General features: G+C 70.1%; 25 protein-coding genes. 8 read left to right on the forward strand and 17 right to left on the reverse strand.

Annotation, left to right across the window (positions count from 1 at the left end):
• Positions 1 to 7: 7 nt before the first annotated feature.
• The 9 genes from C0012_RS10645 to C0012_RS10685 form a co-directional block, all read right to left on the reverse strand.
• The gene (locus C0012_RS10645; protein WP_162621925.1) at positions 8 to 1,783 is read right to left on the reverse strand and encodes a periplasmic substrate-binding domain-containing protein; all 1,776 of its coding nucleotides are present in this window, start codon (positions 1,781 to 1,783) and stop codon (positions 8 to 10) included.
• Between the two features lie 70 nt (positions 1,784 to 1,853).
• Positions 1,854 to 2,486: a protein TPRXL gene (locus C0012_RS10650; RefSeq protein ID WP_110589956.1), complete on the reverse strand. Its 633-nt coding sequence runs from the start codon at positions 2,484 to 2,486 to the stop codon at positions 1,854 to 1,856.
• Positions 2,483 to 3,205, reverse strand: coding sequence for a hypothetical protein (locus C0012_RS10655; protein ID WP_110589957.1), 723 nt, complete (start codon positions 3,203 to 3,205; stop codon positions 2,483 to 2,485). Before C0012_RS10655 ends, C0012_RS10650 begins: the two co-directional genes overlap by 4 nt.
• A complete protein-coding gene (locus C0012_RS10660; protein ID WP_110589958.1) occupies positions 3,192 to 3,821 on the reverse strand; it encodes a hypothetical protein in 630 nt (209 codons plus the stop codon). Before C0012_RS10660 ends, C0012_RS10655 begins: the two co-directional genes overlap by 14 nt.
• Entirely contained in the window at positions 3,818 to 4,981 is a 1,164-nt protein-coding gene (locus C0012_RS10665) for a hypothetical protein (protein WP_110589959.1), read from the reverse strand. Before C0012_RS10665 ends, C0012_RS10660 begins: the two co-directional genes overlap by 4 nt.
• An 8-nt stretch (positions 4,982 to 4,989) precedes the next feature.
• Positions 4,990 to 5,289 (reverse strand): BAR domain-containing protein, encoded by a 300-nt coding sequence (locus C0012_RS10670; protein ID WP_110589960.1) that lies wholly within the window; start codon positions 5,287 to 5,289, stop codon positions 4,990 to 4,992.
• Positions 5,290 to 5,377: 88 nt separating this feature from the next.
• On the reverse strand, positions 5,378 to 5,665 hold the full coding sequence (locus C0012_RS10675) for a WXG100 family type VII secretion target (protein WP_232527885.1): 288 nt from the start codon (positions 5,663 to 5,665) through the stop codon (positions 5,378 to 5,380).
• Between the two features lie 112 nt (positions 5,666 to 5,777).
• Positions 5,778 to 10,454: an FtsK/SpoIIIE domain-containing protein gene (locus tag C0012_RS10680; protein WP_110589961.1), complete on the reverse strand. Its 4,677-nt coding sequence runs from the start codon at positions 10,452 to 10,454 to the stop codon at positions 5,778 to 5,780.
• 32 nt (positions 10,455 to 10,486) lie between these two features.
• Complete coding sequence (locus C0012_RS10685; RefSeq protein ID WP_110589962.1) at positions 10,487 to 11,890, reverse strand: RDD family protein; 1,404 nt, start codon at positions 11,888 to 11,890, stop codon at positions 10,487 to 10,489.
• 138 nt (positions 11,891 to 12,028) lie between these two features.
• Between C0012_RS10685 and C0012_RS10690 the strand changes: the two genes are divergently transcribed.
• On the forward strand, positions 12,029 to 12,904 hold the full coding sequence (locus tag C0012_RS10690; protein ID WP_110589963.1) for a spermidine synthase: 876 nt from the start codon (positions 12,029 to 12,031) through the stop codon (positions 12,902 to 12,904).
• 9 nt (positions 12,905 to 12,913) lie between these two features.
• On the opposite strand, the gene C0012_RS10695 is transcribed toward C0012_RS10690, so the two are convergent.
• The 3 genes from C0012_RS10695 to aztA are packed head-to-tail and all read right to left on the reverse strand — an operon-like array spanning position 12,914 to position 14,556.
• On the reverse strand, positions 12,914 to 13,252 hold the full coding sequence (locus C0012_RS10695; RefSeq protein ID WP_110589964.1) for an amino acid transporter: 339 nt from the start codon (positions 13,250 to 13,252) through the stop codon (positions 12,914 to 12,916).
• Positions 13,249 to 13,869 (reverse strand): acyl-CoA synthetase, encoded by a 621-nt coding sequence (locus tag C0012_RS10700; RefSeq protein WP_110589965.1) that lies wholly within the window; start codon positions 13,867 to 13,869, stop codon positions 13,249 to 13,251. Before C0012_RS10700 ends, C0012_RS10695 begins: the two co-directional genes overlap by 4 nt.
• 27 nt (positions 13,870 to 13,896) lie before the next feature.
• A complete protein-coding gene (gene aztA, locus C0012_RS10705) occupies positions 13,897 to 14,556 on the reverse strand; it encodes a zinc ABC transporter ATP-binding protein AztA (protein ID WP_110589966.1) in 660 nt (219 codons plus the stop codon).
• 51 nt (positions 14,557 to 14,607) lie between these two features.
• Here aztA and aztB point away from each other — a divergent pair, with 51 nt between their 5' ends.
• The 4 genes from aztB (at position 14,608) to aztD (ending at position 19,067) form a co-directional block, all read left to right on the forward strand.
• Positions 14,608 to 15,660 carry a zinc ABC transporter permease AztB gene (gene aztB / locus C0012_RS10710; protein WP_110589967.1) on the forward strand — a complete coding sequence of 351 codons (1,053 nt, stop codon included), beginning with the start codon at positions 14,608 to 14,610 and terminating at the stop codon, positions 15,658 to 15,660.
• Complete coding sequence (locus tag C0012_RS10715; protein WP_110589968.1) at positions 15,657 to 16,856, forward strand: ABC transporter; 1,200 nt, start codon at positions 15,657 to 15,659, stop codon at positions 16,854 to 16,856. The genes aztB and C0012_RS10715 overlap by 4 nt, the downstream gene beginning before the upstream one ends.
• A 179-nt stretch (positions 16,857 to 17,035) precedes the next feature.
• Positions 17,036 to 17,839: a zinc ABC transporter substrate-binding protein AztC gene (aztC, locus tag C0012_RS10720; protein WP_232527886.1), complete on the forward strand. Its 804-nt coding sequence runs from the start codon at positions 17,036 to 17,038 to the stop codon at positions 17,837 to 17,839.
• Between the two features lie 25 nt (positions 17,840 to 17,864).
• A complete protein-coding gene (gene aztD / locus C0012_RS10725) occupies positions 17,865 to 19,067 on the forward strand; it encodes a zinc metallochaperone AztD (protein ID WP_110589970.1) in 1,203 nt (400 codons plus the stop codon).
• 86 nt (positions 19,068 to 19,153) lie between these two features.
• Here aztD and C0012_RS10730 read toward each other — a convergent pair whose 3' ends face one another.
• On the reverse strand, positions 19,154 to 19,990 hold the full coding sequence (locus C0012_RS10730; RefSeq protein WP_110589971.1) for an aldo/keto reductase: 837 nt from the start codon (positions 19,988 to 19,990) through the stop codon (positions 19,154 to 19,156).
• 170 nt (positions 19,991 to 20,160) lie between these two features.
• Between C0012_RS10730 and C0012_RS10735 the strand changes: the two genes are divergently transcribed.
• Both C0012_RS10735 and C0012_RS10740 read left to right on the forward strand, forming a co-directional pair.
• Complete coding sequence (locus C0012_RS10735; RefSeq protein ID WP_110589972.1) at positions 20,161 to 20,835, forward strand: SDR family NAD(P)-dependent oxidoreductase; 675 nt, start codon at positions 20,161 to 20,163, stop codon at positions 20,833 to 20,835.
• Between the two features lie 27 nt (positions 20,836 to 20,862).
• Positions 20,863 to 21,765, forward strand: a complete 903-nt coding sequence (locus tag C0012_RS10740) for a LysR family transcriptional regulator (RefSeq protein ID WP_110589973.1) — start codon at positions 20,863 to 20,865, stop codon at positions 21,763 to 21,765.
• 111 nt (positions 21,766 to 21,876) lie between these two features.
• On the opposite strand, the gene C0012_RS10745 is transcribed toward C0012_RS10740, so the two are convergent.
• Both C0012_RS10745 and C0012_RS10750 read right to left on the reverse strand, forming a co-directional pair.
• The gene (locus C0012_RS10745) at positions 21,877 to 22,641 is read right to left on the reverse strand and encodes an LLM class flavin-dependent oxidoreductase (RefSeq protein ID WP_110589974.1); all 765 of its coding nucleotides are present in this window, start codon (positions 22,639 to 22,641) and stop codon (positions 21,877 to 21,879) included.
• Positions 22,642 to 22,795: 154 nt separating this feature from the next.
• Complete coding sequence (locus C0012_RS10750) at positions 22,796 to 23,374, reverse strand: TetR family transcriptional regulator (protein ID WP_110589975.1); 579 nt, start codon at positions 23,372 to 23,374, stop codon at positions 22,796 to 22,798.
• Positions 23,375 to 23,450: 76 nt separating this feature from the next.
• On the opposite strand from C0012_RS10750, the gene C0012_RS10755 reads away from it, so the two are divergent.
• Positions 23,451 to 23,861 carry a VOC family protein gene (locus C0012_RS10755; protein ID WP_110589976.1) on the forward strand — a complete coding sequence of 137 codons (411 nt, stop codon included), beginning with the start codon at positions 23,451 to 23,453 and terminating at the stop codon, positions 23,859 to 23,861.
• A 9-nt stretch (positions 23,862 to 23,870) separates the two neighbouring features.
• On the opposite strand, the gene C0012_RS10760 is transcribed toward C0012_RS10755, so the two are convergent.
• Positions 23,871 to 24,332 (reverse strand): GNAT family N-acetyltransferase, encoded by a 462-nt coding sequence (locus C0012_RS10760; protein ID WP_232527887.1) that lies wholly within the window; start codon positions 24,330 to 24,332, stop codon positions 23,871 to 23,873.
• A gap of 65 nt (positions 24,333 to 24,397) precedes the next feature.
• Positions 24,398 to 25,279, reverse strand: coding sequence for a LysR family transcriptional regulator (locus C0012_RS10765; protein WP_110589977.1), 882 nt, complete (start codon positions 25,277 to 25,279; stop codon positions 24,398 to 24,400).
• Positions 25,280 to 25,342 lie beyond the last annotated feature (63 nt).

The raw sequence follows: 25,342 nt of genomic DNA on the forward strand, positions 1-25,342 counted from the left end.
GGTCGGATCAGAGTAGCCCGTCGTCGTCTTCGCCGCTCGGCTGGTCCTCGACGGGGGAATCGCGGTCCGCCGGCCGCCACTCGGTCGCCCCCGCGAACAGGGGCGCGACGCGGCCCGAGCGCGGCAGGACGCCCTCCATTCCGCGATCGCTGACGGTGATGATCGGATCCATCGAGAGAGGGGCCGCGACCATCTGCTCGACGATCGTCTTCTCGATCGCGACGCGCAGATCGCGCGCCTCGTACTGATCGGTCTCCCTCTCGAGCTCGGCGATGAGCGCGTCGCGCTTCTCGCTCACGGCGCCTGCGTGGTTCGCGGATCCGCCCGTCCCCCACTGCGCCGCGATCTCGGCCGGCGTCTCGGGGATCGCGATCTTCGTCAGCAGGATGTCCCAGTCGCCGCCCATCTCGAGCATTCCCTCGACGTCGTCGCTGCCGCAGTCCCGAGCACCCCAGCCGGCTTCGGGGAGCTGCCGTTCCAGCGACGCGAAGAGCCCGCGCGCGAATGCGGATCCCGTGTCGTACAACACGCACATCCGGAGCTTCGGCGGGATGCCCGCCGCCTCTCGCTCGTCGAACGCATTTCCCCGGCTGCGGAAGCGCTCGCCGAACCCCGCATCCTCCAGCGCGATCTGATACCCGTCGGATCCGGGTGCGAACAGGACGGAGGAGTGCGTCGCGTACGCGTCCTCCCACTCGCCCGCCGCGTCGTCGATCATGTCGCCCCGATCGAAGGCCCTCAGGAACACCTCCCGCATCGTCGTGTCGGAGAGCCTGCTCGCGCCGTCGACGCGCGCCAGAACGACCCACACCTCGCCGCGATCCGTCGTGTCGACGCCGTAGTCGGTGCGTTCGAGATCGCGGATCGCGAGGAAGTCATCGGCGCGCGGTGGCACCTGCACGATGTCGTAGGTCTCGCCGATGTCGGCCGCGACATCGGGCTCGGTCTCCCGCTGCAGAACGATCCGCTCGTAGGAGGCCGTCGGCGCGCCCACATAGGATCCGTTCGCGACGAGGCTCACGCGCTGGTCGGATGCGCCCTCGATCTGCTCGACACGGAACGGGCCGCTCGAGAGAGTGAGCTCCCCACCCTCGTTCTGCCCGATATCGCCCGTCACGTCGAAGCCCTCGTTCCACGTCTCGGCGATCTTCGCGAGCGCGTCGGCGTCCGCCCCCGCGATCGCATCGATGACGGCGGTCTTCGCCTCCATCGGATCCTCGACGCCGAGAGCCAGGAGGCCGACGGCGTGCGCGGGAACGGCGACGTCGAGCGCCGTCCTCCAGTCGACGATCGGGCGCTCGAACGACACCTCGATGCGCTTGTCGAACTCGTCGTAGCTCGGGATCTCATCGCTCAGCCGCATGCCGGTCTCGATCGAGGCGAACGACAGCGGATCTTCGCCCTCCTCCTCGGAGAAGAAGTCGGATCCGGCCGCCCAGGCGAGCATCAGATCGGCGGCATCGATCGCGATGCCGTCGGACCAGACGGGGTCGGCGAGGTCGAACGACACGACGAAGTCGGTCTCGTCCTCGACTTCGATCGCGACCTCGCCGAAAAGCGGATCCACCGTGATCTCGCCCTCACGCTCGCGGGCGAACTGCGCACGGGTCAGACGCTCGACGTCGAGGTTTCCGGGCGTCGCGCCGCTCACGCTGGCCGCGTTGACGCTCGTCAACGCCCCGTCCCAGGCGACGACCGCCGCGGTGCCCTCGAACACGGTCGGCGGATAGCCCGGACCCCCGCATGCCGCGAGCGAAGCCGTCGCCGCTGCCGCGGCGATCACCGCCAGCGCGCGCCTCGTCGTCCGACCCACTGATACCCCCGTGTCCCGCCGCTCCCGCGGCGGATCCAGCCTATTTCGCCCGCGGCGGCACCCAGCGCAGGGTGGAGATGCAGGCGTCGTACAGCTGCTTCGTCGCGACGACCTGCTCGTCATCCGCCTCCGCCTCGAGGGGACGGCTCACGGTCGCCGTGAACTGCAGGGCTCGGCGACGCTTGGTCGTCGGGATAGGCGTGAGGTACTCGATCGTCGTGAGCCCGATCGAAGTGTCGCCGAGCTTCACGATTTCGTCGCGTTCGAATCGAACGAATCGCTTGTCGCCGAACAGCGGCTTCGCGCCGAACTCCCGAATGGCGTGCGACACCATCTGATCGAGCGTGATCTCGGGGGTCGCAGCACGCTTCGAGACGATGATGGACCCGGGGATCCACAGGGTGTTCGCGTCGCCCGTCGTGGCCGCGTAGTAGGCGAGCGCGCCCTCGTTCTGCATCGCGGCGTACGAGTCGTCCACCATCGCTCGGACCACAGCGTACAGATCGGGGCGCTGGGCTTCGAGGAACCGCCTGCGCATCGCGGCACCGAGGTCGGCGCGATCGTCGTCGCCGACCTCGCGGCGCTCCCACCCCGCGGGAAGATCGATCTCGAAGTCGGGCTCCGCCGCCCCGCCGAGCTGTTCGCGCAGCGTCAAGCCGCTCCCGTCGGTCATGCGTCCTCCTCGAGGTGAAGGCGACCGATCGGGCGCGCCTTAAGTGCGTCGATGTCCTCGTCGGGCAGCATGCCGCGCTTCACGAGCTCATCGATCGCCTTGCTGCGCTGCTTCAGGAGATACGCCACCGTCTTGTCGTCGAGGTCCTCGAGGTCAAGCTGCGCCTCGGGTTCCGGCGGGGGCGACAGCTGCGCGAGCACGAAAAGCGCGGCCGCCAGCGCCATCATCACGTAGGTGGGCACGAGAAGGAAGCCCACGCCGACGCCGTCGCGCGCCGCCAGCATGTGCGCCAGGGGGATCCCGACCGCGCCGAAAACGAAGGTCACGACGGCGGCCAGCCGCAGTCCAGGCGCCCTGCGGCGCCCGTGCCGCAGCCATTCCGCGATCAGCATGATGACGCCGAACGCCGCGACGGCATAGCAGACCCCGGCAAACGGGATGTCTCCCGAGTCCGGCGCGTCCATCCGCCCGAGGCGGATCGCTCGGTCGTCGCCCATCAGCGCGGCGAACCCGCCGATCGACGCGAGCACCGGAAGGTACATGACGGCGATCGTCCAGATCCGGCGCGGGACCGACATCGCGGTCCACTTCGCCGCCTGCGTCCGATAGGCGACCACGTGCGCCTCGAGCACGTCCAGTCCGTGAGGTTCATGCCGAGGAGCGGTCCGCGCCCAGTCCGAAGGGGGAAGCGGCTTCGGTCCGATGTCAGGAAGCGTCATGCGTTCCAATGTGCCACGTATCGGCGGGTCCCCCCGGCAGGCCTGCGACGGGCTCGCCCGTGAAGGCCCGGCCGTCGTCGAACTCGACGACGAGCGACCTGACGATGTCCGTCAGCCCCGCCTGCATCCGGTCGAAGAGGACGGGATCGATCGGCGGCACGCGCACGGCGATGCCGAGATCTTCCGAGGTGAAGACGAACATGCACTCGTGCCCGACGAGGCGCTGTCCGTCCTCTCTCGACTCGGTGGTGCGGGAGGCGAGCATGCCCTCGCCCATCCGTTCCGTGCGAATCGGACTCAGCGCGTATCCGGCCTCACGCCACAATTCGGCAGGCTGCGATTCGACGATCGCGACGCGAACCGTCGACGCGATGAGGCCGGGCGTAGGCAGGAACGCGAGCCGGAGGAGATCGCTCTCCTCCCGATCCGCGGCGATGCCGACGACGAGCTTCCGGAGCGCCGGTGCGAGCTCGGGGTCGAATCGCTCACCGTGCGCGCGGGCCACGGCGTCGACGACGGCAGCCGCCCAACGCTCGCGCTCGCGGGCGTCGGCGAGCGCGGGGACCTCGACCCAGCCACCCGAATCGACGGAGGCGCGCGCCCGGACCGACGTCACCAGATCACGTCCAGAACCGGCAGATAGTCATCGCCCACATCGACCCGCGCCTGCTCCTTCTTGAAACCGTCGTAGTCGGGGTTGATCTGCGCGACCATGCCGTCGATGCGGAAGAAAGCGCTCCCCATGCCATGGTGCAGGTCGACGATTCCTGCGGCGAGCTGACGACCACTCCAGCCCCCCATCTCGTTGAAGAACGCCAGATCCTTCCCCGTGAACAGGCGAGTCATCACACCTTCGAAGCCTTCACCGGCCCGCCACATGGTCGGCAGCGACGCGGCCTCCGTGATGCCTTTGTACTGGCCGACGAACTCCGAACCGAACTTCCCCGCCATGCCTCCCAATGTCCCGCCCTCACCGATGATGCCGGCGATCTTCCCCACCGGCAGCACGTCGATGACCGCGAGGCTGAGATCGACCCACGAGGCCTCGCCTCGGTAGAACTGGATCGCCGTGACGATCAGCGTGGCGGCGGCGACGATCGCGGCGAGCGCGGCGATGAACGGCCCGCCGATGATGAGCCCGGCGACCGCGAGGACCAGCCCCGCCCACGAGAGGGCGGTCTTGATCGCCGCGAGGGTCTGAGTCCAGCCGTCCTGGATCTTGCCCGACATCTCGTCGGTGATGCCACTGACGGCATCGTCGAACGCCTGCTCCCAAGTGTCGTAGTCGGCGTCGAAGCGGCCGGCTTCGTCTTCCCACGCCTCGAACGCCGCCTTCTTCGCCGCGTCCTCCTCAGCCTGCTGCTGCGCCTCGGGGCTTCCTTCATCGGGCTGGAAGAGCCCGCCCGTGCCGCGAGGTTCCACCTCGCCGGGGAGAGAAGCGCAACTCGTCCACAGCGTCTCACAGTTGTCGACGTGCGAACGGATTCGGGGCTGTACTTCGGAGAGCGTCTCGCCGTACGCGACGAGCACGGGTCCGACGGGCTTGTAGAGCTCGCCCGCCTCTTTCAACTGCCGATAGGCGTCGTCGATCGTCTCGATCAGCTTGTCGATCGCCTGGCCCTGCTGATCGGTGGATCGCGTCGCGATCTTCTCGAGTACCGTCGCACTGTCGAGCATCTGCTGGCCGAGCGTCGAGATCGCCTCTCCGCGGCTCGTGATCGCTGCGGGGTTTCCCGTGACGTAGTCAATGCGGCGTCCTGCGGGTGACCTGTCCATGGGGTCCTTCACTCCTCCGGTTCGAGTGCGATCGCGAGCTCGTCATCACCCTCGCGGAACCCGTCGAGGATTCCCGTGACCCGTTCGAGGATCTTGCCAAGGTCTTCGGCAAGCTCACCGCGCTTGCCGTCCCAGCGCTCCTCGAACTCCCGCGCCGCATTGCGCAGCTCGTGACGTCCGTACGGGTCGTCGATCGCGGCCGCAAGATCGTCGGAGCTGCGCCCGGCGTTCTCGAACTCCGCGACGATGCCCGTCAGGTTCGTCTCGATCTCGCCGAGCTCGGAGTATGAGATGTAGACGTCGCCCATTTCGCCCCCTTCGTGTCACGTCTGAGCGCGTGTCCGGCGGCGGGGCCGGACGATGCCGCCCGGCCCCGCCGCCGAAGTGCGCGGTGGATCAGCCGCCGGCCAGCTGGTCGTCCAGGTCGCGGATCGCCTGGGCCATGTCGCGAAGCGCCGTCGCCATGTCGTTGACGCCGTTCGCGGCGTCCTTCATGCCCTGCGTCAGGTCCTCGTAGCCATCCTTGAACTTGCCCGAGGCCTTCTCCGTCTTGAACCCGTCCTCGACGAGGTCATCCACGTGACCCTGCAGCTCGTCCAGGAGCGAGTCGATCGACTCCTTGCCGTCGTCCAGCTTCGTGGCCGTCGACTCCATCTCGTCGTAAGTTGCGCCGAAATCGCTCATCGGTCGCCACCCCCAAATCTCTCTCAGGAACCGGCAGCCCGGCCGGACCACCTGATGAAAACGCTATGCGAGTCGGTGAGAACCACCAATGGGGAGAACTGCCCGGGGCAGCTCACCCCTCCTCGGACCCCTCTTCTTCGGCCCGGCGCTTCGCCTCCAGGCGGGCCTGCCTGCGGGCTCTCCGCGCCGCGCGTTCCTCCGCCTCCGACGACGGAGAACCGGCCGCGGGCGCCGCGGGAGCCTCCGCGGGCGCCGGCTTCTGGGGCAGGACGAAACCGGATCCCGTCTGCTCCGGCTTCTCGTCGTGGGCCACCGGCATCTGCATGAGAACCGCGCGCCCGGCCTGCACGAACATGCCGCGCCCCTCCGGGAAGTCGGAGCGCTTGATGCGCCCGAACGGAACCTTGAACAGGCTGTCGCCGTCGTAGGCGTCGGGCTTGAGGGCGATGCCCTGACGGCCTGCCTTCCACTCGCCCAGAACGCCGGATCCGCCGCCCGCGCGCGAGACGTCGGCCTCTCCGATGAGCATGTGGTCGCTCTCTCCGACGGCCTTGAGCAGCGCGCGCATCGCGCGGTCTGCTCCGCCGTCGGCGAGATGCGGCATGTCCTCGCACACGATGAGGATGCGGAATGGGATCGACTCGTCGGCGACGATCTCGGTCAGCTCGACCGCGAGCTCCTTCTCATCGTCGCTCTTCGTCGCGCTGCGCACCCACGGGCGGAAGTCGGCGAGCTCGGAGCGGCGCGTGCCGAAGTGGAACAGCTTGACCTCGGGATCGAAGCGCTCCATCGCGATGATGAGCGACTTCAGTGCGTTCGTCTTGCCCGACGCCGGCGGGCCCGTCACGATGAACGAACCGACCGGGTCGAATCCGCGCGCCGCGAGCGTGTCGTCGGCGACGCCGAACACGGGCTGCCCGTCGGCACGGGGCGGCAGCTCTCGGCTGTCGACCTGCGTGGGCAGGGATCCGATGATCGGCGCCTCGGCGACGCCCTGCTCCCGCAGCTCCGCGGCGAGCGCGTCGACCTTCTTCGCCTGCTCCGACGTGTTCGTCGTTCCGCCGAGCACTGCGAGCTGCACCTCGCTCCTGTCGACGACCGCGCGCCCGGGGGGCGATTGGTCGTTCAGCACGTCCTTCTCTGCTCCGAGCAGCGTGTACTGGTTGACGTCGCTGAGGCGCAGGATGATGCGGCGCGAGATGTTCGATGCGACCCCCGTCGGCACGGCGCCGCCGCGGTCGGCCGTGATCACGGCGTGCACGCCGAGCGGGCGCCCCTCACCGAGGATCCGCATGAACTCGCGGTAGAACGGCGCCCGCGCCGACGAGATCTCCCACTCCTTCCGGAAGTCGGGGAAGTTGTCGATCAGCAGGATGATGCGCGGCATCGACGGATCCGCGAGCTCGCGGTACTCCGAGAGGTTCGACGCGTGCGCGGCGGCGAACGCCTCCCCGCGACGGTCGAGTTCGCGCCCCAGCGTGCGCAGGAGGCGCTGGATCCTCTCCGGATCCTCGCCGTCGACGATGGATCCGACGTGCGGCAGCTTCTCGAGCACGCCGAGCGCCCCCGACGCGAAGTCGAGGCCGTACACCTGCGCCTGGCCGAGATCGGGGCGCATGCCCGCGGCCGTCGCGATCGACTTCAGCGCGGTCGACTTGCCCGCGCCCGATGTGCCGAAGACGAGCAGGGATCCGTCGCGGTCGGGCACGAAGTACGTCGGGTTCTGCTGCTGCTTCTCGGGCCGATCTGCGACGCCGAGCGCGATGCGCCCATCACCCTCGAGGGGCATGTCGGCCAGGTCGATGACTTCGGCGAGGTCGTCGAGCCACGGGCGGCGCGGCGTGAGGAGACCCGCGCGCTCATGCGCCCGGATGATGGTCTTCACGACGCGCTTCTGGTCGTTCGGCCCCAGATCCTCGTCGTGCGAGTCGCTCTCGGCGGGCCGGTCGGGCTCCCACTCCTGGATCGATCCGAACCGCAGCTCTGCCGCCTTCACCTCGGCCGAGACGGCCTCGTCGGTGCGGGTCCATCCGCCGGCGTACGCCGACTGGAAGGGCGTGAGACGACCGGGTCCCGTCTTCGCGATGCCTCGTCCCGGGATCGAAGGCGGGAACGACGCGGCGATGGGATCGTCGACGACGTCCTTCGAATCGGCCTCGTCCGCCATGCGCAGAGCGACGCGCAGATTCGTGTTCGCGCGCAGGTTGTCCTTGATGACGCCGGCCGGGCGCTGCGTGGCCATGATCAGGTGGATGCCGAGCGAGCGCCCGCGCTGGGCAATGTCGACGACGCCGTCGACGAACTCGGGCACCTCGCCCGCGAGCGCCGCGAACTCGTCGATGACGAGGACGAGCGCGGGGGGCGTCTCGGGATCCTGTCGCTTCTCGAGCTCGAGGAGGTCCTTCGCCTTCTTCCGGTTGAACAGGTGCTCGCGGTAGTGCAGCTCGGCGCGCAGGCTCGTGAGCGCGCGGCGCACGAGGTGCGGGCTGAGATCGGTGACGAGGCCCACGCAGTGCGGGAGCTCGACGCAGTCGGCGAACGCGGATCCGCCCTTGTAGTCGACGAACAGGAACGTCACGCGATCGGGGCTGTGCGCGCTCGCGATCCCCAGCACCCACGCCTGCAGGAACTCCGACTTTCCGGCACCGGTCGTGCCACCCACGAGCGCGTGCGGGCCCTGCGCGCGCAGGTCGAGGGTCATCGCGTCGCTCGCGCCCTGGCCGACGATCGCGCGCAGATTGCCCGCCTTGCGCAGGCGCGGGCGCTCGGCCTCGGACCGGTCGATGATCGTGTTGTTCTGGCGCCACCGGTCGATGACGGCCTGCGGATCCTCGGCGACCTCGTCGCCGACGAGCGACAGGAACATGACGGATCCGGGGATGTCCGACTCGTCGTGAATAACGGTCGACGCATCGACGACGGGCGCGAGACGCTTCGCGAGCATCCCCATATAGGCGTTCGAGACGCCCTCGACACGGGCGTGCTCGTACTGCTCGCCCGATCGCACGACGCCGACCGTCGCGTCTTCGAGGCCTCGCGAGACGTCCATGAAGGTGCGGCACGCGGCCGGCAGCGACTCCGGCGTGGGCGAGACGAAGATCGCGTGCACGCCGACATCGGCTCCGAGCTCGAGGATCTGCGTGAGACGCGCGCGGTCGACGGGCGCGTCGTTCGTGACGAAGACGACGACGCTGATCCGCTTCTTCGCGTCGTTCTCCTCCGCGGCGCGGTTCACATCGGTGCCGAACCGCATCGGGTTCCACGTCTCCTTGAACGGGCCGCGGTGCGATGGCGCCTTTGCCAGGCGCATGACGTAGTCCTCGAGCGCGCTGAGAAGCGCGTTCGCCGTGGGCTCGCTGTCGGCGAGGGGCAGATCCTTGAACGGATTCGTCTCGCTCGACGTGTGCGGCAGCCACTTGATCCACTCGAGTTCGCCGGTCCACTCGGCATCGGCGAAGGCGACCGAGACGACCTCATTGGGCGCGTGCAGGCCGAAGAGCTGCACGGCGAGGCCGCGCATCGCGTCGGCTGCATATCTCTCGGGCCCCGCGACGCCAAGGGATCCGGCGGCGGGCAGCGTCTCGAGGATCGGCACGTCGTGCACGTACCTGTAGCGCTCGCGCAGGCGCTCGACGCGCGCGATGTACTCGGGCAGGCCATCCTGCGAATCGGATTCGCGGATCGAGTTGCGCGACGGTGCCGTCGAGACGCCGAGTCGGAACGCGAGGAAGTTCCAGTGCTCGGGACGCCTCGTCCACAGCATCGGCCCGAGGCGCATGGCGTGCTCGAAGACCTCCGCGACCGGCGGGACCTCCTCACCCCGCGCCTTCTCCTCCCGCGGCTTCTCACGGAAGAACGTCTCCTCGAGATGCTCGAACTGCCTCTCGAACAGCATCAGCTCGTGATTGCGCTTGTTCTTCATCTGCATGCGCTGATTGACGAAGTTGCCCAGCGCCATGAGCGGCGTCATGAAGATCAGCAGGAGCGCGCGCGGCCGATCGGTGATCAGGTAGATCGACACCGCCATGATGATCGGCGCGACGAGCATCGTCCACGGGAAGAGCTTCGAGAGCATCTCGGTGGGCATGCGCGGCGGCGCGTGCTCGACGCCCGGATAGCGCACCTCGACGCGCGGGCTGCGATTGAACAGCAGGCCGCCGCCGCGCTCGAGGACGGGATCCTCTTCCATCTCGTCGCCGCCGGCCGAGTAGAACAGCACCAGAGTGGATCCGCCGATGACGAACGGCTGCCCCGGCTCGAGGCGCACGCGCTGGACCTGCTCGCCGTCGACGAGCACGCCGTTGGCCGAGTTCAGGTCGACGAGCTCGATGAACCCCGAGACCTCGAGTCGCGCGTGCCGTTTCGACACCATGCCCTCGGGCAGCACGATGTCGTTCGCGGCGGAGCGCCCGATCGACGACTGCCCGCGGGCGACAGGAAAGTCCTGCCCCTTCAGCGGTCCGTCGATCGCGCGCAGCACGGCGACGACCCTGCGGCCGTCGACGGCGCGCGTGTGGTTCGGGCCGAGGTTGTGCACGGCGGCGGCGAAACCGGATCCGATGGGCGCCTCACCCATGGGGACGTCGGGCTGCAGCGGTTCGAGCCGTTCGCCCGTCGGCGGGCTGACGGCGAGAGTGAGCGTGTCGTCGGGGCCCGCCGTCACGGAGCGCGCCGGATCGGCCTCGGCGATGTGCCGCGCGACGTCGCCCGCCGTCGCGGTCGAGTCGGCGGTGACGACGATGTCGACCGGGTCGACACCGGCGCGATGGAGTGTGAGCTTGACCTTCACGTGTCAGTTCCGTCCAGGGGGGTCGTGGAGAGTCATCGGGACGCCCCGATCGTGATCGTGCGGTCGCCGAAGCGCACCGTGTCGCCGACGACAGCGACGACGGGCTGCCCGGCGGCGACTTCGCGCTCGGCGTCGCCCCGGACGACGAACGTCCCGTTCGTGGATCCCAGATCGCGCACCAGGACGCCCTCTCGGTGCGGAGCCAGGGCGAAGTGGGTCTTCGAGATCGAGCGGGTGCCGTCGGGCACGGGAACGCGGTGCGCGCTCTCGTCCCCGCTCGGCCGCTGCGGATCTCGTCCGAAGATCGTCAGCCCGTGCAGCGTGAGCTCGGACCCCGTGTCCATCGTGAGCACGATGCTCGCCGCCTGCCGCTGGCGCGCCTCCCGCCTCGTGGGCGGATCGGGCGGGGCGGGAGCGGGGTGCGGCACCGGCTTCGGATCGGAGCGGGTGAAGGACTTCTGCGGGGCCTTCACGGCCGGTGCGGGGGCCTGCGGCGGTGGCACGGGAGCCGGGGATCCCGTGAGGTCGGACGGCATGCCGGACATCGCCGGCGCCGACGCGTCGTCCTGCTGCTCGCTCTTCCCCGCACGGTACCCGCCGAGGATCGGGCGGCCCTCCTCGGTGCGCGGCTGCGGGGCGGGGGCGGAACTCGGCTGCTGCGCCGACAGACCAACCGCCTTCTCGGCCCGGTGTGACCGCGCCACGCCCAGCACGCCCGCACTCACGCGGCCTGCGGGGCGGTAGGCGATCTCAGGGCCGTCGGCGGTGGCGAGCGAGGGGAGCTCGTGGGCCACGGGCTCGAGCTCGACCTTCACCATCTTGCGCGCGATGCGCATGCGCTTGTCGTCGTAGGGATCGAGCCCCTTGCGGATGTCGATCATCCACAGCTGCGCGGCGTAGTCGTGCCACGCGCGCCCGCGCCTCTCGGGATCCCACAGCGCCGACAGGAAGAACAGCAGCGGTCCGATCAGGGGCACGATGCCCGCCGCAGAGACGATGAGCACGCGCAGCACGATGCGCCAGAACCCCGGCTTCTGGAGGGTCTTGGCGTTGACGCTGCGGATGCCCATCATCGCCTTGCCGATCGTGAGCCCCTTCCGCCCGTGCAGAACCCCCTGCACGACGCACAGCGCGAGGGTGAGCAGCACGGTCACGCCGGCCATGACCATGGCCAGCACGAAGCTCGGATGCGTCACGAGCCCATAGGCGCTGATGCGCGACTGCAGGAACTTCAGCAGCAGCGGCACCGTGAATACGGCGTACGGGATCTGCATGACGAGCAGAAACGCGACGTCGATCGCGGCCGCGAGCGTGCGGCGCGGAAACGGGGCGCGGATGAGACCGAGCGCCTCGGCGTAGGCGGGATCGGGCCGGCCGTTCTCGTCGAGACCCTCGACCTCCTCCTCGCCCTCGTCGAGCTCCCAGATCGTCGTCACGCGCCACCTCTCCCGTCGACGCGGGGCACAGCGCCACCCCGGCCCTCAACGTTACCGACCCGTGCGCGGGATCCCTTCCTCGCCAGGAGGGCAGTTCTCCCCATCCCTCGGACTCGCCGACCGTGAAACGATCGGCGCATGGCATCCGACACGCGCCGCGAGGCGCTCGCGCTGAGCGGCGAGCGCGAGGCGGTGCTCGTGCGGGACGACACGGGATGGCGCCTCGAGGTCGACGGTGTGCTCCAGTCGCATGTCGCGCCGGCCGGCGAGCCCGCTCGTCTCGCCTCCGCACGGTGGATGATCGCGGCCATCGGCCCCGGATCCCCGCTGCGCGTCGCGCATCTCGGAGGGGGTCTGCTCACTCTGCCGCGGCTCGTCGCAGACGTTCGCCCCGGCTCTGCCCAGCTCGTGCTCGAGATCGAGCCCGCCTATGTCGCGCTCGCGGGCACGCGCCTGCCCGCGCCCGACGGCGTCGAGGTGCGCGAGGCCGACGCGCGCGACTGGCTCGACGGGGCGGATCCTGCGGCCTGGGATGCCGTGACCGTCGACGTGTTCGCGGGCGGGCGGATCCCCCCACGCTTCACATCGATCGAGAGCGTCCGCGCCGCGCGCCGCGCCCTCGCCGACGACGGCGTGCTCGTCATCAACTCGACGGCGGGCCCCGAGCTCGACTTCACGAGGCGGCAGCTCGCGGGGCTGCGCACGGTGTTCCGCCACGTCGCGCTCATCGTGCAGGGGTCGTCGCTCGGAGGCCTGCGCTTCGGCAACGCGTGCATGATCGCGAGCGACGCGCCTCTGCCGGCCGACAGGATCCGATCCGCCCTCCGCGGGGATCCCTCCCGAGGCGCCCTCGTGACGGACCTCGACGAGCTCGTCGGCGACGCGGATCCGCTCTCGGAGCGCGAGGGGCTGTGGTCGCCGACCCCCGCGCTTCCCGACGCCTCCGGGGCGCTCGAAGCCCTTGAGCACATGCGGCGGACGCTCGAGGGGATGCTGCCGCCCGATCGGGCGTAGCGCGTGGCGTCAGCTGCGGGTGTCGGGATCCGGATCGGTTCCGTCGTCGGCGTCGCCGTCGACATCGGGATCCGCATCGTTGTAGAGCACGGGCCGATCAGCGCCCTTCTCGACCTCCCGCGGATCGACGACGAGCAGCAGCAGCGCGAGCGACAGCAGAACGACGATGAACACGATGCCCGCGACGATCGCCGCGAGCCGCCACGCCGATCCGACGATGCTGGTCTGCTCCGTGAACCCGCCCGTGGACAGGGCCGTGACGAAGCCCGCGAACAGGGCCGCCGCGAACGCGAACCCGAGCAGCTGCACGGGCTTCATCAGGTCGCGGCGAGTGGGCTTGTCGGTCATGCGGCGTCCTTCGTATGCGGAGTCTTCTGCGGCGTGGGCGAGAACCCGCCGATCGCGAGGTAGACGGCGACGATCGCGGCCCAGCCGCCGAACAGGCCGACGCCGAGGATCGTGCCGGTGAGGGTGAATTCGCGCCCCGCCTCCTCGATGAAGTAATCGAGGGCGTACTGCGGCGAGACGACGAGCGAGACGGCCGCGAGCAGGAGGGTGAGGCCGCCGACCGTGATGCGATCGCGCGACTCGGCCGTCGCCCGCGCGCGGCGCCCCGCGATGCCGGCGACGAGCTCCACCGCTCCCGCGGCGGCCGCCCACCCGATGAGGATCCAGTGGAACGCGAGCGCCGGATCGGCCGGGATGAGCTGGCACAACGCGCCCGCGAGCAGGTGGATCGCTCCGAGGACGCGGGACGTGGTGGCGTCGCGACGTTCGCGCACGAGGACCGAGTCGGCGAAGAACAGCACCGCCGTCGCGAGCGCGAACATCTGCAGCACCGCCAGGCCGAAGTCGCCGGTGCGATCCTGCACGAAGGTCACGACGAGCGCCGCGACGGCTGCGATCACCGCCCGCAGGATCAGCACGATGCGCGCGGCGCGCGGCGTGGCGAAGAGCGGCGACATGGGAATCCTCTGCGGAACGAGCGGGGTTCACCCCATCCTATTTGCCCGACGCTGAGAGGGGACGCCGGGCTCGGCGACCCTGCGTCCCTCGACGAGGTGCACCACACGATCTGCGTGCGCGATGTCGTCGTGGTCGTGGGTGACCCACCCCACCGCGCGGCCACGCCGGGCTTCATCCGCGAGGATCTCCCGCACGCGCGTGCGACTGTCCGCGTCGAGCCCCGCGGCGGGCTCGTCAAGGATCATGACGTCGGCGCCGCGCGCGATGCCCTGCGCAATGAGCGCGCGCTGCCGCTGACCGCCGGACAGCGCGTGAAGGGAGCGCCGCGCGAAGCCCGTGAGGCCGACGCGCTCGATGGCCTCGTCGACCGAGCGACGGACCTCGCGGCGGGGCCGCCTCCTCCCCCATGTGCCCATCGCGATGGCTTCCCGCACCGTCAGCGGCAGGGCCTCGGGTACGGCGACGCGCTGGACGACGAGCGCGACGTCGCCCGACCGCTCGACGCACCCCTCGCGCGGGCGACGCACCCCCGCGAGGATCTCGATGAGCGTCGACTTGCCGGATCCGTTCGCGCCGACGATGGCCGTGATCGCTCCGGCATCCAGGCGGACATCGACGTCGTGGAGGACGTCTGATCCTCCGTAGGCGAAGCAGATACCGGTGGCGGTGAGGGCGGAGTTCGTCATCCTTCTAACGTAATTGATAACCGTTCTCATTTTCATGTAGCGTGATCCCTCGTGTCCTGGTTCCTCACTCCGTTCTCCGCCGATTTCATGGCGCGCGCCCTCGTGGGCGGCGTGCTCATCGCCGTGCTGTGCGCCGTCGTGGGCACGTGGGTCGTGACGCGCGGGATGGCGTTCCTCGGCGAGGCGATCGGACACGGCATGCTCCCCGGCGTCGCGATCGCGAGCCTCGCCGGCTGGCCCGCGATCCTCGGCGGCGCCGTCAGCGCCATCGCCATGAGCGCCGCGATCGGCGGCCTGCAGCGGCGCGGACGCCTCTCCTACGACACATCGATCGGCCTGCTGTTCGTCGGCATGCTGTCGCTCGGCATCATCATCGTGTCGCACTCGCGCAGCTTCGCGACCGACGCCACCGTGATGCTGTTCGGTGACATCCTCGCGGTCGACACGGGCGAGATCGTCCTCATCGCATGTGCGCTCGCCGTCACGCTCGTGACCGCCGCGCTTCTCCACCGCTCCTTCGTCGCCGCGGCCTTCGATCCGCGCATCGCGCAGACACTCGGGCTGCGCCCACAGCTCGCCCACGTCATGCTCACGGGGCTCGTGACGCTCGCCGTCGTGTCGTCGTACCAGGCGGTCGGATCCCTTCTCGTCGTCGGCATGCTCCTCGCGCCCGCCGTCGCGGCCGGCCCCTGGACGCGCACGATCGCCTCGACGATGGCGCTCGCGTCGATCTTCGGCACGGTCGCGGTCATCGCCGGCCTCCTCATCTCGTGGCACGCCGCGACGTCGACCGGCCCGACGATCGCCGGCACCGCGATCCTCCTCGCCGGGGCCTCGTCTCTCACGGCCTCGCTGATGGCGCGCCGTCGCACGACGACCGCCGCCCACGCGATCGATCGGCCGCATCGCGCCCTGTCCGCTTTCGCTCCGCCCACGGCGGGAGCCTCCCCACCCGCGCCCCCTCAGCCCGCGCACGACCCGCCCGCGCCCACTCCCTCCGCTTCGGGCGCCCCCGCGTCCGGACCCGTCCGATCCGCGCACGACCTGTCCGCGCCCCCTCCCTCCACCCGGACACCCGTCACCTTCACGGAAAGCACGTCATGACACGATCCCTCGCCCTCGCCGCGCTCCCGCTCGCGGCACTCGCCCTTGCCGGGTGCGCCAGCGGCGCGCCCGATGCAGCCCCCGAGCAGACGCCACCTCCCACCGCCGCGGACACCGCCGGCCACGGCGAGACCGACGGAGCCCAGGAGCTCGGCGAGCCGCAGTCCGCTCTCCTCTCGGTGTCGGCCACAGGCGAGGTGGGGCTGCTCGACCTGATGACGGACAAGGCGCAGGAGCTCGGGTCCATAGGCGAGCCGATAGCCATCGCCAGCGACGGCCGATTCGGTTTCGTCACGACGGCGAGCGGCGTCGAGGTCGTCGACAGCGGCGTCTGGACCTGGGATCACGGGGATCACTCGCACTACTACCGCGCGGAGCCCGCGCTCGTCGGCTCCCTCGAGGGATCCGGCATCCCGCGCATCACGACGCCGCCGCTCGCGACCGCGGGCGTCACGGGCGTCTTCTTCGAGGGATCCGGCGAGGCCATCGCCCTCGATATGGCCGCGCTCGCAGAGGGCGAGGTGCGGGAGCGGTTCCGCCTCGACACGGGAGCGGAGACCGGCGTCGTCGCGCCCGTCGGCGAGTTCGCGATCGTCGCGTACGACGACACGGCGCACCTCTTCGATGCAGACGGCACGCTCGTCGCGGGCTCCGACGAGGCCTGCGCGGATCCGCAGGGGGCGATCACCACACGCGTCGGCACGGTTGTCGGCTGCGAGGACGGCGCCCTGCTCGCCACCGCATCCGGCGACGAGGTCGAGATCGAGCACATCGCGTATCCGTCGGATGCGCCACGGGCGACCGCATTCGCGGGCCGCAAGAACCGCCCGACCGTCGCAGGGCTCTCCGGTGACAGCGCCTTCTGGCTGCTCGACACCCGGCAGAAAGCCTGGACGTACACCGAGGTCGATGCGCCGCTGCGCACGGTTGTCGCCGCCGACGATGCCGATCAGAACGTCGTCGCGCTCGACACGGACGGCCGCGTGCGCGTGTACGGACCGGACGGATCGGAGCGCGGGTCCACGGATCCGCTCGCCGGAGAGGGGCCCGTCCTCACGGTCGACACGCAGCGCGCCTACCTGTCGGCACCGGGCGAGGGCCTCGTATACGAGATCGACTACGCCGACGGCGCGCGGATCGCGCGCGAACTCACGCCCCCCACCTCCCCCGACGCCGCGATCGAGGTCGGGCGATGAGAGCGCGACTGCACAACGACGCCAATTCTGTCCCTGCACGGCGGAACTGGCCCGATTCCGGCCATCGCGCACAGAATTGGCGTCGTTGTGGATCGGGGGTCGCGCTCACCGCCGCCGCGGGGCTTGCACTTACCGGATGCTCGGCCGTATCCGCCGGGACCGATGCGCCGCAGATCGTCGTGACGACGAACATCCTCGGCGACATCACGGCCGAGATCGCGGGCGACGCGGCCGAGGTCACGACGCTGATGAAGCCGAACGCCGACCCCCATTCGTTCGAGATCTCGGCCCACGACGCCGGGCGCCTCGTCGACGCCGACCTCATCGTGTCGAACGGCCTCGGACTCGAGGAGCACCTCGAACAGCATCTCGCGACGTCGAAGGCCGAGGGCGCCCCGCGCTTCGTCGCCGGCGACCACATCGACGTGCTCGACTACGCGCCCGGATCCCCGGATCCGCACCTCTGGACCGACCCCGCACGCATGGTCGACATCGTCGACGCGCTCGAGGAGCGCCTGATCGAGATCGACGGCATCGACACTGCCGAGGTCCAGGAGAACGCCGATGCCTATCGCGCCGAACTCACCGCCCTCGACGCCGAGATGGTCGACACCTTCGCCGCCCTCCCCGCCGAACGCCGTGCGCTCGTCACGAATCACCACGTCTTCGGCTACCTCGCCGATCGCTTCGACTTCGAGGTCATCGGGGCCGCCGTGCCCGGCGGCACGACGCTCGCGTCGCCGTCGGCGGCCGATCTCGAGGAGCTGGCGACCGCGATCGCCGACGCCGACGTCCCCGCGATCTTCGCCGAGTCATCCCAGCCCGACCGCCTCATGCAGGTGCTCGCCTCCGAGGCGGGCATCGAGGTCGAGGTGGTCGAGCTGTTCACCGAGTCGCTCACCGAGCCCGGCGAGCCGGGTTCGACCTACCTGTCCATGATGCGCGAGAACGCGCATCGCATCGCCGACGGCCTCGCCCCGTGAGCGCCGCCACCCGGAAGGAAACACCATGAAGAAGATGTCCACGCGCCTGCTCGCGGGCGCCGGATCCCTCGCCGCGTTCGCGCTCGTCGCGACCGGCTGCGCGAGCGGAGCCGCGCCCGGCGCCGGATCCCCCGACGACGGATCCACCGATGTCGCTGCCGGCGAGCGCCTCGCGGTCTCGCTCGCGGGCGAGGTCGCGGTCCTCGACGCCACCACCCTCGAGGAGATCTCGTCGTTCGACTCCGAGGAGTTCACGCGCCTGAACCCCGCCGGCGATGGCCGGAATGTCTTCGTGACCACCACGGATGGATTCCAGGTGCTCGACACCGCGACACCCGAGCTGACCGACCTCGTCTTCCCGGCGGAGGCCGCCGGCCACGTCGTGCGCCACGGCGGCAAGACCGTGCTGTTCTCGGATGGCTGGGGCGAGACGACGATCTTCGACACCGACGCGCTGCTCGATTCGGACGGAGCGCTGCCCGAGGTGCAGAGCTACGAGTCCGAGACGGCCCACCACGGCGTCTCGATCGTCCTCGAGGACGGCACCCTGCTCACGACCGTCGGCGACGAGTCGTCGCGCTCAGGCGCCGTCGCGCTCGAACCGCACGGCGATCACTTCCACGAGCTCGCGTCGTCCGACGACTGCCCGGGCATCCACGGCGAGGGGACCGCGCAGGGCGAGGCCGTCATCTTCGGCTGCGAGGACGGCGCCCTGCTGTTCCACGACGGAGAGTTCGAGAAGTTCACCGCGCCCGACGAATACGGCCGCATGGGCAATGCGTACGTCTCCGAGACGAGCCCGATCGTCGTCGGCGACTACAAGCACGACCCCGACGCCGAAGGCTACCTGCTGCACGAGGTCGCGCTGATCGACACGGCGGCGCACGAATACGAGGTCGTCGAGCTCGACGGCATCGAGTACACGTGGCGCGGCGTCGTCCGCGGCCCGGGCGATGACGCCTACATCCTCGGGACCGACGGATCCATCCACGTGCTCGATCCCGAAAGCGGCGAGATCACGTCGTCGTTCCCCGTCATCGGCGCCTGGGACGGCCCGGCCGACTGGCAGGATCCGCACCCCGCGCTGACGAGCGACGGATCCATCGCCTACGTCGCGGATGTCGCGAACGACCGCGTCGTGTCGGTCGACCTCGCCACGGGCGAGGTGCTCGCCGAAAGCGCTCCGCTGCCCGCGGCACCGAACGAGATGGCCGTGAACATCGGCTGACGACCCGCGCGGATTGGGGCCGCGCGCTGCCCGCCTTCCGGCGGGCACAGGGGCGGGCGCGGAGAACCGCGCCCGCCCCGACCTCGTCAGAAGACGAAGTCGAACGTGTCGGGGTCGGGCCCCGTGCGCTCGTCGCGGTTGAGCGCCGCGATCGCCGCGACCTCCTCTTCGGTCAGCTCGAAGTCGAACAGGCGGAAGTTCTCCTCGATGCGCGAGCGCGTCACCGACTTCGGGAAGACGATGTCGCCGCGCTGGATGTGCCAGCGCAGCGTCACCTGCGCGGTCGTGCGGCCCACGCGATCCGCAATCTCCTGCAGCACGGGGTCGCCGAGCACGGCTCCCTGCGCGGTGGGCGACCACGCCTCCGTACGGATCCCGTGCTCCGCACCGAACGCCCGCACCGTCTCGTTCGTGAGGTACGGGTGCACCTCGATCTGGTTGACCGCGGGCACGACGCCCGTCTCATCGAGCAGCCGCCGCAGATGCGGCACCTGGAAGTTCGAGACGCCGATCGCCCGCGCCTTGCCCGCATCGCGGATCTCGATCATCGTCTTCCACGTGTCGACGAAGTCGACGTCGATCATCGGCAGCGGCCAGTGGATCAGGAACAGGTCCATCGCCTCGATCCCGAGACGCGCGAGGCTCTCGTCCGCCGTGCGCAGCACGTCGTCGCGCCGGTGCGCTCCGTTGGCGAGCTTGCTCGTGACGAACACGTCGTCGCGGCCGAGCCCCGACTCCCGCAGGGCCTCGCCCACGCCCTGCTCGTTCTGGTATCCCTGGGCCGTGTCGATGTGCCGGTAGCCGACCTCGAACGCCGACAGCACGGCCGCCTTCGTCTCGTCCGGCGCCACCTGGTAGGTGCCGTAGCCGAGCTGCGGGATCGTCGCACCCGTGTTCAGGTCGATCTCGGGAACTGCGGTCATCGTGTTCTCCTCTCACAGCGGGGCGATCGCCCCGCAGGCATCGAATCAGAACCTCGCCCGTCCGCGCGCGATTCCGCGGGATCCATAGAAGATCCCTATCGCTCGACGCGCCTCCCGCAGACGCATCCTTCCTAGGCTCGAACACGTCATCCGACGAGAGGACACCGACCATGACGACATTCGCCATCATCGGCGCGGGGCGCAATCTCGGCGCCGCGCTCGCCCGCCGCTTCGGGCGCGAGGGCTTCGACCTCGCGCTCATCTCCCGCAGCCAGGAGCGCGTCGATGCGCTCGCCGACGAGCTCCGCGCCGAGGGCTTCACCGCGCGCGGGTACGCCGCGAACGTGCGCGACCCCGAAGGCCTCGCCGCTGCGCTCGACCGCGCATCGCAGGAGCTCGGCCCGATCGAGGTGCTCTCTTACAACCCGCTCCCGCAGAAGGAGTTCCTGCGCCCGCTCCTCGAGTCGACGGTCGGCGACGTGCGCGCCGCCGTCGAGTTCAGCGTCTATGGTCCGATCGCGGCGGTGCACCAGGTACTGCAAGGCATGCGCGTGCTCGGCCGCGGCACCGTGCTGTTCGTCAACGGCGGCAGCGCCGTGCAGCCCGTGCAGCACTTCGCGGGCACCTCGATCGCCTTCGCGGGCGAGACCGCGTACGCCGAGATGCTGCGCCAGGCCATGGCCGACGAGCCGATCCACGTCGGCCAGCTCATCATCCCGGGTGGGATCATCGCCGGGCACGCCGAGAAGGATCCCGAGGTGCTCGCCGAAAAGCTCTGGCAGATGCACGCCGAACGCGGGGAGTTCCGCCACTACGCAACGGAGCTCGAGGAGCAGCCCTACTGATCCCGCGAATCGCGAGAGGATAGGCGCATGGATGTGCGCCAGCTCGAGTTCGTCCTCGCGATCGCCGAGGAGGGGAGCTTCACGCGCGCGGCCGAGCGGTCGTTCGTGTCGCAGCCCGGGCTCTCCTCCTCGATCCGGTCTCTCGAGCGCGAGCTCGGGGCACCCCTCTTCGAGCGCGGGCGCCGCGGTGCGCAGCTGACGGCGGCCGGTTCGCGCTTCCTGCCGCGGGCTGAGCGGATCCTCGACGACGTCCGCGAGGCGCAGCGCGCGCTCGCGGACGACGCCACGCGCGGGGACGCCGTGCGCATCGGTGCCGAGCAGTGCTTCGGCGGCCTCGTCGACATCGCCGACCTCATGACGACGTTCGCCGAGCGCCACCCCACCGCCGATCTCGAGTTCGTGCAGGACACGTCCTCGCGCCTCGCGCCGCTCGTCGAGTCCGCTCGCCTCGACGTCGCGCTGATCGCGCGCGGCGCCGGCTCCCCCTCCTCCGAAGGAACGCTGCTGCGCCGCGAGCCGTTCGTCCTGTTGTCATCGCCCGGCGACGCGTCCCCGCGCCCTGAGTCGCTCGACGATCTCGACGGCGCGCGACTCGTCGACTTCGGACCGTCGTGGGAGTCGCGCCGAGTCCTCGACCGCGCGCTCGCCGATCGCGGCGTCGCGCGCCGCACGGTCGTCGACGTCGGCGACGTGCACATGCTGCTGAGCCTCGTCGGGCGGGGCTTCGGCCGCGCGGTCGTCCCTGAGTCGATCGCCGCGAAGCAGGCGGCGTCAGAGCTCGAGGTCTCGCCGCTCGCTGACGCGCCGGAGTGGGAGATCCACGCCGCCCTCTGCGCGGATCCGACACCGCTCGCGCAGGCCTTCGCCGCCATGCTCATGCCATACGCGGCCGTCGCCGAACTGCGCGAAGAGCTCGTCCCGGTCGCGTAGCGCGAACCCTGCAACACAACGCAGTCGATTCGGCCGCGCACGGGCCGACGCACCGGTGCGTGCGAGCGGTCGACGCCGAATCGACTGCGTTGTGTTGCCCGGTCCCCGCCGTCAGCCCGCGAGCGGGAGGAACCGCAGGAACTCGTCGAGGTGGTCACCCGGAGTGATTGCCCGCAGAACGACCTCGTCGACCGCCGCCGCGTACTCATCGAGGCGCGGGGCGATCTCGACCTCGCCCGCCGCGGGAAGGACCGTGTCGCGCGCCGAGAACCCGAGACGCTCGAAGTTCGCACGGTACGACGGGAATCCCGCATAGCGATCCGCCTCCTCCTCGAGGCGTTCGCGCGCGGATCCATCGACGTTCGTGCGCACGTAGAGAACGACGTCGGTCTCGGATCCCTCGTATTCGCGGCGCTGCTGGGCCGCGGCATCGGGCGTGAGCCAGTTCAGCACCACGGCGTCCGACTGCGCAGCGGCGAGCGCGCGCATCTTCGGCCCGAGCGCACCCACCGCGAGCGAGGCGGCCGTGCCCTCGCGCAGGTCCTCGAGCGTCCGCTCCATCATCGCGAGCGCCCCGCGGCGCCGCTGCCCCGCACCGATACCGAGCGTCAGACGGTCCTCGGGGAGATCGAGCCGGGCGAGGTCGTCGAGCAGCTCGCTCGCCGGGCGACGATCGACGGGAATGACGCCGGTCGCGATCCGCAGAGCTTCGGTCTCACGAGCCGCGGCAGCGGCGACCTCGAGAGCGTTGACACCGGGCGTCTCGTTGATCCAGAGCGAGTGGAACCCGGCCTCCTCGAGGCGCGGCGCGAGCGCCGCCGCCTTCTCGGGACCAAGCCCGCCTGCGATTCCCAGCGACACGCGTTTCGAATGCATGGATCCCAGGGTGGCAGTTCACCCGCGTCTCCCGAAACACAACGCAGTCGATTCGTGCGGATCGGTGGAGGAACCCGCGGTTCGGCGCACGGAGGGTCAGGATTGACTGCGTTGTGTTGGATGGATTCCGCCGCCGCGGGCGCCCGGCAGGCGGTTACGGGCCGACGGACGCGAGGATGCGATCGAGCACACGGTGCGCGTGCGCACGGGACGCCTCCGCATTCTCTGCATTCATCACCCAGAGGGCGGCCTCGTTCATCGCCCCGGAGAGCAACGCTGTCGTCGCATCGAGCAGCTCGTCTCGCACCCCGACGTCGGCGAGAGCCTCCCTCAGGTGCGCTGCGGAGTGCTCGGCGTCGAGTCGCCTCCACTCGTCCCACCCGACGACCGCTGGTGCATCGATCAGCAGGATCCGCGCCGCGGAGCTCGAAGTGATCACGTCGAGGAAGGCGTGAGAGCCTGCGCGCAGCCTCTCGTGCGGATCCCCTCCCGCGGCCGCCGCCGCGGCGACGACCGCATCCGCGACGCGGCTCTGGACCCGCGCAGTGACGGCGGCGAAGAGCCCGGATTTGCTTCGGAAATGGTGGTACACGGCACCCCGCGTCACTCCAGCTGCCTGCGCGACATCATCGAGCGAGATCGCGGAGTATCCCTCCTTCGAGAACAGTTCCTCACCCGCCTCGCACACGCTTTCAGCAGTCTGACGGGCGGCGGCGGCAGAAGCGCGAGGCATGGGACCTTCCTTTACGTACGCACTGTATGTATCCTGAGCTCAGTTACGTGTTCAGTGTATGTAAACGGAGGGAACCATGCCCGTCACGAGCTTCTACCCGGTCCTCATGTCGCGAGACGTCGCCCGCGCCGCGGCGTTCTACCGAGACGCCCTCGGCTTCGAGCTGAGCTTCGAATCCGATTGGTACGTGAGCATGCGTCTCGGCGCGCACGAACTCGCGATCCTCGACCGCGATCACGACACCGTGCCCGAAAGCCACCGCGCGGATCCACGGGGCGTCATCCTCAATGCCGAAGTCGACGACGCCGACGAGACCTACGCGCGTCTGACAGAGAAGATGGGGCTCCGCCCGATCCTGGAACTGCGCGACGAGCCATTCGGTCAGCGGCACTTCATCGTCGCCGCCCCCGACGACGTCCTTCTCGACGTGATCCAGCCCATCCCACCCAGCCCCGAGTTCGCGGAGGCGTATATGACGGCGGACTGAGCACGCCATTCAAAGACGCATCGTCATGAACGCCGAGAGTGGGGTGTCGGGGTAGTCGCCGAACACGCCGCACGGCTCGAAGCCCTCGCTCGCGTACAGATGACGGGCGGCCGCGAATCCGGGTTCCGTCCCCGTCTCCAGCCACAGCGTCCGATATCCGCGGGTTCGGGCCTCGCCGATCGCATGCTGCAGGATCCGCCGCCCCACGCCGCGTCCGAGGAAGTCGGCATGCGTGCGGAACGACTTCAGCTCGCCGCGATCCTCGTCGAGGTGCTTGAGGCCGCCGACACCGGCGAGGCGGTCTCCCTGCCACGCCGACCACAGGGTGACCGCGGCGTCGCGCAGCTTTTCGACGTCGTACGCGTGGACGGCTTCCGGCACGGATCCGGCCCGCATCTCGTCTACGTGGGCCGCCACGAGATTCTGCGTCGCGGGGTGGCTGAGGTCGTCGGGGCGGATCTCGAAGTTCACGAAGCCATTCTGCCGGGCGCAAGCCTCGGCGCAGCGTTCTGCGCACCGAGGGGAGGTCGTTCCCCTTATCTCAGCGCGGCCCCGTCGCCGACGACCGCGACGAACGCGCGCGCGGCGGGGCTCGGATCCGACGGATGCCACGCGAGATACTCGACGCGCTCAGGCGCCCCGGCCGTCGGGATCGCGACCACGTCGGGCGCGTGCGCCGCGACCCCCGGTGCGACCATCGCGACCGCGAGATCGGATCCGACGATGCCGAGAACGTGCTCGGCGTGCCAGGCCTCGAACGCGACATCGCGCGGAACGTCCGCGGCGGCGAACGCCGTGTCTGTCTGCGCGCGGCCCGGGCTCGACGCGGGGAAGTCGACGAAGACGGATCCCGCGAGGTCGGCGATCCGGAGGCGACACCGCGAGGCGAAGCGGTGTGCCCGCGAGACGATCGTCACGAGCCGCTCGCGGCGGAGTTCGCGGCTCTCGACGCCCTGCGGAGTGACGTCGGCATGGAGGCCGAGCAAGGCGACGTCGAGTTCGCCGCGGCCGATCCGCGCGGTCATCTCATCGCTCGCGCCGACCGTGACCTCGACGCGCACCTCGGGGAACCGCTCGCGGAATGCCCGCACGGTCGCGGGAACGTCGATCGCGACGACCGTGGGAATCACGCCGATGCGCAGGGTGCCGCGCACGACGCCCTCGGCGGCCGCGACGTCGTCCCGCGCCCGGTCGACCGCGGCGAGCGCGACGCGCGCCTGGGCAAGGAGCGCGTCACCGGCGGCCGTGGGGCGCACCTCGCGCGCCCCGCGCACGAAGAGCCGTGCGCCGAGCTCCCGCTCAAGCGCCGCGACCTGGTGGCTCAGAGCCGACTGCGTGACGTGGCACGCCGCGGCGGCGCGCGTGAAGGATCCGGTCTCGACGATCGCGACCGCGTACCTCAGCTGCTGCAGTTCCACGCATCCATGATCTCACTGCATGTCTCGCATGCAGAGAATGCGTTGGATTCATGAGCAGGATCG

Source organism: Microbacterium suaedae (assembly GCF_003254645.1).
In the GTDB taxonomy this organism is placed as follows: domain Bacteria; phylum Actinomycetota; class Actinomycetes; order Actinomycetales; family Microbacteriaceae; genus Microbacterium; species Microbacterium suaedae.